The following is an 11,477-nucleotide window of genomic DNA, read 5'->3' as shown; positions in this document are numbered from 1 at the left end:
TCGACCATGCCTCTCATCGCGCTGACCGGAGGGATCGCCTCCGGCAAGTCGACGATCGCGCGTCGTCTCGCCGAGCACGGTGCGGTGATCGTCGACGCCGACGCGATCGTCCGCGACGTGCAGGCACCGGGCTCGCCCGTGCTGGAGCGGATCGCGGCGGCCTTCGGCGGCGAGATGCTCACTGCGGACGGCGCGCTCGACCGTGCCGCGCTCGGCGGCGTCGTCTTCGGCGACCCCGACGCCCTCGCGCGCCTGAACGGCATCGTGCACCCCGCCGTACGGGAGGAGTCGGCGCGGCGCTTCGCGGCGGCGTTCGCCGCCGATCCGGGCGCGGTCGTCGTCTACGACGTGCCGCTGCTGGTGGAGGCGCGCGTCGACGATCCCTGGGATCTCATCGTCGTGGCGCATGCCCCGGCATCCGTCCGCATCGCGCGTCTCGTCTCGCTGCGGGGGCTGACCGAGGACGACGCCCGCGCCCGCATCGCCTCGCAGGTCGACGACGCCGCCCGTCTGGCGGTCGCCGATGTCGTGATCGACACCGCCGGCACGCTCGAGCACACGATCGCGCAGACCGACGCGCTGTGGCGTCGGCTCCAGGCGACCGGCTGAACCGACGCCGTCGGCGTGCCGTCGTGGACCACGCCCACGGCGAACGCCGATGCCGGTGTCGGAGGCCCCGCCTACGCTGGAGTGATGCAGACCACACGCTCCGTGCGCCCCTTCGAGGTCGTCAGCGAGTACGAGCCCAGCGGCGACCAGCCGCAGGCGATCGCCGAGCTGGCGGCACGCATCAACGCCGGCGAGACCGACGTCGTGCTACTGGGCGCGACGGGTACCGGCAAGTCGGCCACGACCGCATGGCTCGTCGAACAGGTGCAGCGGCCGACGCTCGTGCTCGCGCACAACAAGACCCTCGCAGCCCAGCTGGCCAACGAGTTCCGCGAGCTCATGCCGCACAACGCCGTCGAGTACTTCGTCAGCTACTACGACTACTACCAGCCTGAGGCGTACGTCCCGCAGACCGACACCTTCATCGAGAAGGACTCCTCGATCAACGCCGAGGTCGAGCGCCTGCGCCACTCCACCACGAACTCGCTGCTGAGCCGGCGTGACGTCGTCGTTGTCTCGACCGTGTCGTGCATCTACGGCCTCGGCGCGCCCGAGGAGTATCTGCGGGCGATGGTCGCGCTGCAGGTGGGGGAGCGGTACGACCGCGACGCGCTCATCCGCAAGTTCATCGCGATGCAGTACAACCGCAACGACGTGGACTTCTCCCGCGGCAACTTCCGGGTGCGCGGCGACACCATCGAGATCATCCCGGTGTACGAGGAGTACGCCGTGCGCATCGAGCTGTTCGGCGACGAGATCGAGGCGCTGTACATGCTGCATCCGCTCACCGGCGATGTCGTGCAGCGGCTCGACAGCGTGCCGATCTTCCCGGCATCCCACTACGTCGCCGGCACCGACACGGTCCAGCGCGCCATCGGGACGATCGAGCACGAGCTCGGCGAGCGGCTGAAGCAGCTCGAAGGGCAGGGCAAGCTCCTCGAAGCGCAGCGGCTGCGCATGCGCACGACGTTCGATCTCGAGATGCTGCAGCAACTCGGCTTCTGCTCCGGCATCGAGAACTACTCGCGCCACCTCGACGGCCGTCAGCCCGGCGAGCCGCCCCACACGCTCCTGGACTTCTTCCCCGACGACTTCCTGCTCGTGATCGACGAGTCGCACGTGACGGTGCCGCAGATCGGCGCGATGTACGAGGGGGATGCCTCGCGCAAGCGCACGCTCGTCGACCACGGCTTCCGACTGCCCAGCGCCCTGGACAACCGTCCCCTGCGCTTCGACGAGTTCAAGAACCGCATCGGCCAGACCGTGTACCTGTCGGCGACGCCCGGCCGGTACGAGATGGGCATCGCCGACGGTGTCGTCGAGCAGATCATCCGCCCGACCGGCCTCGTCGACCCGCAGATCATCGTCAAGCCCTCGAAGGGACAGATCGACGATCTGCTCGAGGAGATCCGCGTGCGCGTCGAGCGGGACGAGCGGGTGCTCGTGACGACCCTCACCAAGAAGATGGCCGAGGAGCTCACCGACTTCCTCGGCGAGCACGGCGTGCGCGTGCGGTACCTCCACTCCGACGTCGACACCCTGCGGCGCGTGGAGCTGCTCACCGAACTGCGTCAGGGCGTCTACGACGTGCTGGTCGGCATCAACCTGCTGCGCGAGGGCCTCGACCTGCCCGAGGTGTCGCTCGTCGCGATCCTCGATGCCGACAAGGAGGGGTTCCTCCGCAGCGGCACCTCGCTCATCCAGACGATCGGCCGTGCGGCGCGCAACGTGTCGGGCGAGGTGCACATGTACGCCGACAACATGACCGACTCGATGCGCTCGGCCATCGACGAGACCGAGCGCCGGCGCGAGAAGCAGATCGCCTACAACACCGAGCACGGCATCGACCCCCAGCCGCTGCGCAAGAAGATCGCCGACATCACCGACGTGCTGGCCCGCGAGGCCTCCGACACGCAGGAGCTGCTCGGCGGTCGTGCCACGGCGAAGAACAAGTCCGGCAAGGGCAAGTCGCCCACCCCGCAGCTGCGGCGCGAGGGCATCGCCGCCGAGGGCGCCATGCAGCTGGAGGCGACGATCGAGGATCTCACCGCCCAGATGCTCGCCGCCGCATCGGAGTTGAAGTTCGAGCTGGCGGGGCGCCTGCGCGACGAGGTGCAGGACCTGAAGAAGGAGTTGCGCGCGATGGAGCGCGCCGGGCACGCGTGAGGATGCCGATGGAGCAGAGACTGAGCCTTGTGACGCTGGGCGTCGCCGACCTCGCACGCGTGGGAGGTCGCGGTCAACCCCGGCTGGACGCTCGGCGCCGACGGCTCGACGCGCCTGCGCTGACGCGCGCGAGCGCGGCGCGGCGGCGCGTCAGGACGGGCAGTGCATGAGCGGTTTGGGGCCGCTGCGGTCGAACGTGTGCGCCGACATCGGGTGGCCGCACAGTGGACACGATCGTTCGGTGCGCACGGGCTCGGGCTCGGTGTCGAACGGGCCCACCGATGCGGGACCGGCGAGGCGGATCAGCCGACTGTTCCAGTAGGCGTACCACCCACCGGCCGCCCGCACGCGCTCCCGCAGCGGCGGGCGTTCGGGATCGTTTCGTGTCATGATCATTAGTGTACTAACAAAACCGGATAGAGTGCTGACATGGACCCCCGCGATGACCTGTTGAAGCTCGACAACCAGCTCTGCTTCGCCCTGGTCACCGCGGCCCGCAACGTCGTCTCGATCTATCGCCCGGTGCTCGAGCCGCTCGGGCTCACGCACCCGCAGTACCTCGTCATGCTGGCGCTGTGGGAGCATGCCCCGCGCTCGCTCGCGAACCTCGCGGGGGAGCTGGCGATGGAGCCGGCGACGCTCTCCCCGCTCGTGAAGCGCCTGGAGGCGCAGGGGCTCGTCTCCCGCGCGCGCAACGCCGACGACGAACGGCAGCTCGACATCACGATCACGTCAGCCGGCGGCGCCCTGCGCGAACGCGCGCTGGGCGTGCCGGAGCAGATCATGGCTCGTGTCGGGATGGATGCCGGTGAGCTCGCCGCCCTCCGCGACGCCCTCGCTCCCTTCGCCGGGCGCCGACCACCGGCCGCGGGAGACCCGGTCGCGGCCGGTGCGAGTTCGCGCAGAGCGCACGCCGGAACGGCTGCGACGCCCTGAGCCGGCCGCGGTGTCGGAGGCCCCGCCTAGACTTGTCCGGTGCCTATTGTCCCCGTCGCAGCGTCGAAACTCAGTGTCCGCGGAGCCCGTGTCCACAACCTCAAGAACGTGGATCTCGACATCCCACGGGACGCCCTCGTGGTCTTCACCGGCCTGTCCGGATCGGGCAAGTCGAGCCTCGCGTTCGACACGATCTTCGCCGAGGGTCAGCGCCGCTACGTCGAGTCGCTGAGCGCGTACGCGCGCCAGTTCCTCGGTCAGGTCGACCGGCCCGACGTCGACTTCATCGAGGGCCTCTCACCCGCCGTCTCGATCGACCAGAAGTCCACCAACCGCAACCCGCGGTCCACGGTCGGCACGATCACCGAGATCCACGACTACATGCGCCTGCTGTGGGCGCGCATCGGAGTGCCGCACTGCCCCGAGTGCGGCGCGCAGATCCAGCGCCAGACGGTGCAGCAGATCGCCGACCAGCTCATGGAGCTGCCGGAGCGGACGCGCTACCAGATCGTCGCGCCGGTCGTGACGCAGAAGAAGGGCGAGTTCGTCGATCTCTTCAAGGAGCTCTCCGCGAAGGGATACGCGCGCGCCGTCGTCGACGGCGACCTCATCCAGCTCGCCGAGCCGCCCGCGCTGAAGAAGAGCTACAAGCACGACATCGCCGTCGTCGTCGACCGGCTCGTCGCCGCCCCCGACATCCTCGGTCGCATCACCGACTCCGTCGAGACGGCGCTGGGGCTGGCCGGCGGCATCATGCAGGTCAACTACGTCGACGAAGAGGGGGATGCCGCGTGGCAGAGCTTCAGTGAGAAGCTCTCGTGCCCCAACGGGCATCCGCTGCAGCTGACCGAGATCGAGCCGCGCACCTTCTCGTTCAACGCGCCGTTCGGGGCGTGCCCGGCCTGCTCGGGCCTGGGGACGCGCATGTCCGTCGACGTCGATCTCATGCTCGGCGACGAGGACCTCTCGATCAATGAGGGCGTCATCATCCCGTGGACGACGCAGGGCAAGGGCCTCTACCAGTACTACGAGCGACTGCTCGTCGGTCTCGCCGACGACCTGGGCTTCTCACTGGACACTCCGTGGCGGAAGCTGCCGGACGAGGTCAAGGAGGCCGTGCTGCGCGGCGAGAACTACAAGGTCACGGTGAAGTGGCGCAACCGCTACGGCCGCGAGATGCGGTACTCGTCGGGATTCGAGGGCGTCGTGCCCTACATCGAGCGCCAGTACACGCAGGCCGAATCCGACACCCAGCGCCAGCGCTGGGCCGAGTACCTGCGCGAGGTGCCCTGCCCCGTCTGCACCGGCGACCGGCTCAAGCCCGAAGTGCTCGCGGTGCTCGTGCACGGGCACTCCATCGCCGACGCGTCGCGGCTGAGCCTCGGCGAGGCGCAGACGTACTTCGCCGAGCTTCAGCTCACCGACCGCGAGGCGAAGATCGCCGCCGCCGTGCTGCGCGAGATCCGCGCGCGCCTGGACTTCCTCATCCAGGTCGGTCTGAACTATCTGAGCCTCGGCCGCGCGGCCGGCACCCTCTCCGGCGGCGAAGCGCAGCGCATCCGGCTCGCGACCCAGATCGGCTCGGGCCTGACCGGCGTGCTGTACGTGCTCGACGAGCCGTCGATCGGCCTGCACCAGCGCGACAACCGGCGCCTCATCGAGACGCTCGTGCGTCTGAAGGATCTCGGCAACACGCTCATCGTCGTCGAGCACGACGAAGAGACCGTGCACGCGTCGGACTGGATCGTCGACATCGGCCCCCGCGCCGGAGTCGACGGCGGCGAGGTCGTCCATTCCGGACCGCTGGCCTCGCTGCTGGAGGAGGACAGGTCGCTGACCGGTGCATACCTCAGCGGGCGCCGCTCGATCGAGACGCCCGCGAAGCGCCGCAAGATCGACCGCAAGCGGATGCTGACGGTGGTCGGCGCCCGCGAGAACAACCTGCAGAACGTGACGGCGGAGTTCCCGCTCGGCGTCTTGACGGCGGTCACCGGCGTGAGCGGCTCGGGCAAGTCGTCGCTGGTCAACGGCATCCTGTACGAAGTCCTCGCCACGAAGCTCAACGGCGCCCGCCGCGTGGCCGGCAAGCACACCCGCGTGACCGGGCTCGACAACCTCGACAAGGTCGTGCACGTGGACCAGGCGCCGATCGGTCGCACGCCCCGGTCGAACCCGGCGACCTACACCGGCGTCTTCGACCGCATTCGTACCCTGTTCAGCGAGACGATCGAGGCGAAGACGCGCGGCTACCAGCCGGGACGGTTCAGCTTCAACGTCAAGGGCGGACGCTGCGAGGCGTGCTCGGGTGACGGCACGATCAAGATCGAGATGAACTTCCTGCCCGACGTGTACGTCGACTGCGAGGTCTGCCACGGCAAGCGCTACAACCGCGACACGCTCAGCGTGCACTACAAGGGCAAGAACATCGCCGAAGTCCTCGAGATGCCGATCGCGGAGGCGGCGGAGTTCTTCGAGCCGATCCAGGCGATCCACCGCTACCTGCAGACGCTCGTCGACGTCGGCCTCGGCTACGTGCGGCTCGGGCAGTCGGCGACGACGCTGTCCGGCGGCGAGGCGCAGCGCGTCAAGCTCGCCACCGAACTGCAGCGCCGGTCCAACGGCCGCAGCGTCTACGTGCTCGACGAGCCCACGACCGGCCTGCACTTCGAAGACGTCTCCCGGCTGCTGCAGGTGCTGAACGGGCTCGTCGACAAGGGCAACACCGTCATCGTCATCGAGCACAACCTCGACGTCATCAAGTCGGCCGACTGGATCATCGACCTGGGGCCCGAGGGCGGGTCCGGCGGCGGCCGGATCGTCGCGACGGGCACGCCCGAGCAGGTCGCCCGGGTCGAGGGCAGCCACACCGGCGCGTTCCTCGCCGAGGTCCTGGAGGGCAGGTCCCTCGCCGGCCGCGGCGAGGAGCGCGAGCTCGAGCGCAAGGCGGGCTGATGGCCGCAGCCCTGCCGTACAAGCCGAGACCGGGCGAGATCCCCACCCAGCCGGGTGTGTACCGCTTCCGCGACGCGGACGGGCGGGTTCTCTACGTCGGCAAGGCGAAGAACCTCCGGGCGCGGTTGTCGAACTACTTCGCGCCGCTGCACACGCTCCACGAGCGGACGCGGCGCATGGTGACGTCGGCGTCGTCGGTGGAGTGGACGGTCGTCCCGACGGACGTCGACTCGCTGCAGCTGGAGTACATGTGGATCAAGGAGTTCGATCCGCCGTACAACGTCCGGTACAAGGACGACAAGTCCTACCCGTACATGGCGATCACGCTCGCCGACGAGGCGCCGCGCGTCATCGTGACCCGCAACCGCCGCATCCCCGGTGCGCGCTACTTCGGTCCGTACCCCAAGGTGTGGGCGGTGCACGACACCATCGATCTGATGATCAAGGTGTTCCCCATCCGGACGTGCTCGGACTCGTCGTACAAGAAGGCGATGGCCTCGGGGCGCCCCTGCTTCCCCGGTCAGATCGGCCGCTGCGGCGGCCCGTGCTCCATGAAGGTCACGATCGAGGAGCACCGCGCGATCGTCGACGACTTCGTCGCGTTCATGGCCGGCGGTGACCAGCGGTTCACACGAGACCTCACGCGGCGCATGCGCGAGGCGTCCGCCGCGATGGACTACGAGTCGGCGGCGCTGTATCGCGACCGGCTGCAGGCGATCGACGCGGTCCTCAGCCGCAGTTCGCTCGTGCTCGCCGAAGACACCGATGCCGACCTGTTCGGCATCGCGGAGGACGAGCTCTCCGCCGCCGTGCAGCACTTCGTGGTGCGCGGCGGACGCGTGCGCGGCGTGAGGGCGACCACGATCGACAAGGAGCTGGACATCTCCGGCGCCGACCTCGTCGACCAGGTGCTCCAGCGCACCTATGGACCGGCCGGGCCCGGCGAGATCCCACGGCAGGTGCTCGTCCCGTCGCTGCCGGACGATGCCGCCGACCTGGAGCAGTGGCTGCAGGAGCGTCGCGGCAAGCGGGTGTCGATCCAGGTGGCACAGCGTGGGCGCAAGGCCGACCTGATGCGGACGGCGACCCTCAACGCTCAGCAGGCCCTGCTGCTGCACAAGACGCGCCGCACGTCCGACTACACCGCACGCACCAAGGCGCTCACCGACCTGCAGGTCGCGCTGGGGCTCGCCGAGGCGCCGCTGCGCATCGAGTGCTACGACGTGTCGCACCTGTCGGGCACCAACGTGGTCGCCTCGATGGTGGTTTTCGAGGACGGTCTGCCGCGCAAGGACCAGTACCGCTCGTTCGGGGTCGGCGAGACCACCGACGACACCGACTCGATCTATCAGGTGCTGACCCGGCGGCTGGCGCACGTGGACCGTGACGATGCTGCGGGCGAGAGCGGGGCGGCGGATGCCGCGGCATCCGCCCCCGCCGGACCGGACGGCGCGGAGGCGCCCGTCGTCACCGAACGCAAGCGCCCCCGCTTCGCCTACCGCCCGCAGCTTCTCGTGGTCGACGGCGGCGCGCCGCAGGTCGCCGCGGCCGCCCGCGCCCTGGAGGATGCCGGGCACACCGAGATCGCTCTGTGCGGCATCGCGAAGCGGCTCGAAGAGATCTGGCTCCCGGGCGAGGAGTACCCGGTCATCCTGCCGCGCACCTCCGAAGCGCTGTACCTGCTGCAGCGGCTGCGCGACGAGGCCCACCGGTTCGCGATCACGCATCAGCGCAAGCGCCGCCGGCGCGACATCACCACGGTGCTCGGCGAGGTGCCCGGCCTCGGGCAGGCGCGCATCAAGGCGCTGCTGCGCCACTTCGGCTCCGTCGCCGCGCTGAGCCAGGCGTCGGCGGAGGAGATGACGGCGCTGCCCGGCATCGGACCCAAGCTGGCGGCCGCGATCGCCCAGCGGCTCGCCGACCGGGAGGGGTCGTCCGGACGGGAGGCATCCGCAGGCGGGAACGCCTCCGCCGGCCGGGAGGCACCCGCCGTCCGGGAGTCATCCTCCGGTCGGTAGGCTGGGGGAGCGGGCCGGTTCGGTCCGTCCGCGTCGGCCACCGTGCCGATGGTCGGGGAGCCGACCGATCTGGGGAGGGAACGTGGCAGACGACCAGCCGGCCGGCGAGGTCCTCATCGTCACGGGCATGTCGGGCGCGGGGCGGACGACGGCCGCCAACGCCCTGGAGGACCTCGACTGGTACGTCGTCGACAACCTCCCGCCGCAGATGCTCGGCCCGCTGCTGGAGCTGACGGAGATGGCCGGCGGCGCCCTGCCGAAGATCGCCGCCGTCGTCGACGTCCGCGGACGGGAGCTGTTCCGGGCGCTGCCCGCGGTCACCAGCGCGCTGCGCGGTGGTCGCCCCGTGCGCGTGCTCTTCCTCGATGCGTCCGACGACGTGCTGGTGCGCCGGTTCGAGTCGGTGCGCCGCCCGCATCCGCTGCAGGGCGACGGAACGATCCTCGACGGCATCCGTCGCGAGCGCGAGCGGGTCGCCGCGATCCGCGAAGGCGCCGACGTCATCATCGACACGAGTGCCATGAACATCCACCAGCTGGCCACGCGCGTCGTCGACCTGTTCAGCGAAGAGGGCGCCGCGCGGCACACCATCACGGTGATGAGCTTCGGGTTCAAGTACGGACTGCCCACCGACGTCGATCTCGTCGCCGACATGAGGTTCCTCCCGAATCCGTTCTGGATCCCGGAGCTGAAGGGCCACACCGGCGAGGAGGAGTCGGTGCGCGACTATGTGCTGGCGCAGCCCGGCGCACGCGAGTTCATCGACGCGTACGCCCTCGCGCTGCGCCCCGTGCTGGAGGGGTACCAGCGCGAGAACAAGCGGCACTCCGTGCTCGCGATCGGATGCACCGGCGGCAAGCATCGCTCCGTCGTGACGACCCTGGAACTCGCCGACCGGCTGGCGGAGCTGCCCGGGGTCGCCGTCCGCGTGAAGCATCGGGACCTCGGGCGCGAGTAGGCTGGTCTCTCGTTCCCCCCGCTTCGACCGAAGGATCGCCGTGTCGCCCACTGCAGACGTGAAGACCGAGCTGGCCGCGATCCGCGACCCTCGTCCCACGGCTCGCGTGGCGGAACTGACCGCGATCCTGCGCTTCTCCGGGGGCCTGCACTCCATCGCCGGACGCGTCGCCGTCGAGGCCGAACTGGAGACCGACCCGCTGGCCCGCCGCGTCGCGCGCGACATCATGGAACTGTACGGCGTGCGTCCCGAGCTGCACCGCGTGCAGGCGTCGGGCGGGGCGAGCGGACGCGTCGGCGGCCACTACGCGGTCCGCGTGATCGACGGCGGCGAGACCCTCGCCCGCCAGACCGGTCTGCTCGACGCGCGCCGTCGCCCGGTGCGCGGCCTGCCCAACAAGCTGACCACCGGCGCCCGGCACGATCTGGCGGCCGTCTGGCGCGGAGCGTTCCTCGCCGCCGGCGCCCTGTCCGATCCTGGCCGCTCGGCGGCACTGGAGATCTCCTGCCCGTCCGGTGAGGCCGCCATGGCGCTCGTCGGTGCCGGTCATCGCCTGGGCATCGCGGCGAAGGCGCGCGAGGTGCGCGGCGTTCCGCGCGTCGTCGTCCGCGACGGCGAGGCGATCCGCGTCGCGCTGGCCGAGATGGGGGCCACCCGCACGGCGCAGGCGTGGGAGGAGCAGCGGCAGCGCCGCGAGGTGCGCGCCGGCGTCAACCGCCTGGTGAACTTCGACGACGCGAACCTGCGCCGTTCGGCGCAGGCCGCCGTGGCCGCCTGCGCGCGTGTCGAACGCGCCCTGGAGATCCTCGGCGACGAGGTGCCCGAGCACCTGCGCGAGGCGGGGGAGCTGCGCCTGGCCCACCGCGACGCGAGCCTGGACGAGCTCGGTCACCACGCCGACCCGCCGTTGACGAAGGATGCCGTGGCCGGTCGCATCCGCCGGCTGCTCGCCATGGCCGACAAGAAGGCGACCCAGGACGGCATCCCCGGCACCGACGCCGCCGTGCCCGAGGGCCTCGAGGACTGACCGCGCCGCCATCGCGCATTCCCGGCATCCGCCGCGATGACGGGAACAACCCCCTGACGCGGGCGTTGCACCTCAATAGGATGGCAACGTCCCATCGCTGCAGTGTCTGCTGCGGCGCCGACGACAGGAAGAAGAGAACATGGCGATCTACACGCTGCCCGACCTCCCCTACGACTTCGCGGCGCTCGAACCGCACATCAGCGGAAAGATCATGCAGCTGCATCACGACAAGCACCACCAGGCGTATGTCACCGGCGCCAACACCGCGCTGGAGCAGCTCGCGGAGGCCCGCGAGACGGGCAACCTCGCGAACGTGAACAAGCTCGAGAAGGACCTCGCGTTCAACCTCGGCGGTCACGTCAACCACTCGATCTTCTGGACGAACCTGGCCCCCGCGAACGACGGCGGCGGCGGACAGCCCGAGGGCGAGCTGGCGGCCGCGATCGACGAGTTCTTCGGCGGCTTCGACACCTTCCAAGCCCACTTCACGGCCGCCGCGACCGGCATCCAGGGCTCCGGCTGGGCCGTGCTCAGCTGGGACGTCATCGGCCAGCAGCTGATCATCCAGCAGCTGTTCGACCAGCAGTCCAACACCGCCCAGGGGACGGTGCCGATCTTCCAGCTCGACATGTGGGAGCACGCCTTCTACCTCGACTACCTCAACGTCAAGGCGGACTACGTCAAGGCGGTCTGGAACATCGCGAACTGGTCCAACGTCGCGGAGCGCTTTTCGACGGCTCGCGACAAGACGGCGGGACTTGTCTAGTAGTAGTGTCGTGACCAGGTGAGGATGCCGGGTTCCGCCCGGTAA

9 protein-coding genes are annotated in these 11,477 nt (G+C 69.9%); 8 read left to right on the top strand and 1 reads right to left on the bottom strand.

All coding sequences use genetic code 11. The features are described 5' to 3' along the window. The first annotated feature begins 6 nt into the window (after positions 1-6). Together coaE and uvrB are read left to right on the top strand one after the other, a co-directional pair. Positions 7-609: a dephospho-CoA kinase gene (gene coaE, locus JOD60_RS12950; protein WP_076690997.1), complete on the top strand. Its 603-nt coding sequence runs from the start codon at positions 7-9 to the stop codon at positions 607-609. Positions 610-693: 84 nt separating this feature from the next. Then, the gene (gene uvrB / locus JOD60_RS12945) at positions 694-2,775 is read left to right on the top strand and encodes an excinuclease ABC subunit UvrB (protein ID WP_076690996.1); all 2,082 of its coding nucleotides are present in this window, start codon (positions 694-696) and stop codon (positions 2,773-2,775) included. Positions 2,776-2,925: 150 nt separating this feature from the next. Here the strand turns inward: uvrB and JOD60_RS12940 are convergent, their stop codons facing one another. Beyond that, the gene (locus tag JOD60_RS12940) at positions 2,926-3,171 is read right to left on the bottom strand and encodes a hypothetical protein (RefSeq protein ID WP_076690995.1); all 246 of its coding nucleotides are present in this window, start codon (positions 3,169-3,171) and stop codon (positions 2,926-2,928) included. A gap of 33 nt (positions 3,172-3,204) precedes the next feature. Here JOD60_RS12940 and JOD60_RS12935 point away from each other — a divergent pair, with 33 nt between their 5' ends. The 6 genes from JOD60_RS12935 to JOD60_RS12910 all read left to right on the top strand — a co-directional run bounded on the left by JOD60_RS12935 (position 3,205) and on the right by JOD60_RS12910 (position 11,432). After that, complete coding sequence (locus JOD60_RS12935) at positions 3,205-3,711, top strand: MarR family winged helix-turn-helix transcriptional regulator (RefSeq protein WP_076690994.1); 507 nt, start codon at positions 3,205-3,207, stop codon at positions 3,709-3,711. Between the two features lie 39 nt (positions 3,712-3,750). Then, complete coding sequence (gene uvrA, locus JOD60_RS12930) at positions 3,751-6,663, top strand: excinuclease ABC subunit UvrA (protein WP_076690993.1); 2,913 nt, start codon at positions 3,751-3,753, stop codon at positions 6,661-6,663. Further along, positions 6,663-8,681: an excinuclease ABC subunit UvrC gene (gene uvrC, locus JOD60_RS12925; protein ID WP_084202014.1), complete on the top strand. Its 2,019-nt coding sequence runs from the start codon at positions 6,663-6,665 to the stop codon at positions 8,679-8,681. Before uvrA ends, uvrC begins: the two co-directional genes overlap by 1 nt. Before the next feature lie 82 nt (positions 8,682-8,763). Further along, a complete protein-coding gene (gene rapZ / locus JOD60_RS12920; protein WP_076690992.1) occupies positions 8,764-9,639 on the top strand; it encodes an RNase adapter RapZ in 876 nt (291 codons plus the stop codon). Between the two features lie 40 nt (positions 9,640-9,679). After that, positions 9,680-10,666, top strand: a complete 987-nt coding sequence (gene whiA, locus JOD60_RS12915; protein WP_076690991.1) for a DNA-binding protein WhiA — start codon at positions 9,680-9,682, stop codon at positions 10,664-10,666. A gap of 139 nt (positions 10,667-10,805) precedes the next feature. Beyond that, positions 10,806-11,432 carry a superoxide dismutase gene (locus tag JOD60_RS12910; RefSeq protein WP_076690990.1) on the top strand — a complete coding sequence of 209 codons (627 nt, stop codon included), beginning with the start codon at positions 10,806-10,808 and terminating at the stop codon, positions 11,430-11,432. Positions 11,433-11,477 lie beyond the last annotated feature (45 nt).

The organism is Microbacterium aurum (assembly GCF_016907815.1).
In the GTDB taxonomy this organism is placed as follows: Bacteria; Actinomycetota; Actinomycetes; order Actinomycetales; family Microbacteriaceae; genus Microbacterium; species Microbacterium aurum.
This window is presented reverse-complemented; position numbering and strand designations above follow the sequence as displayed.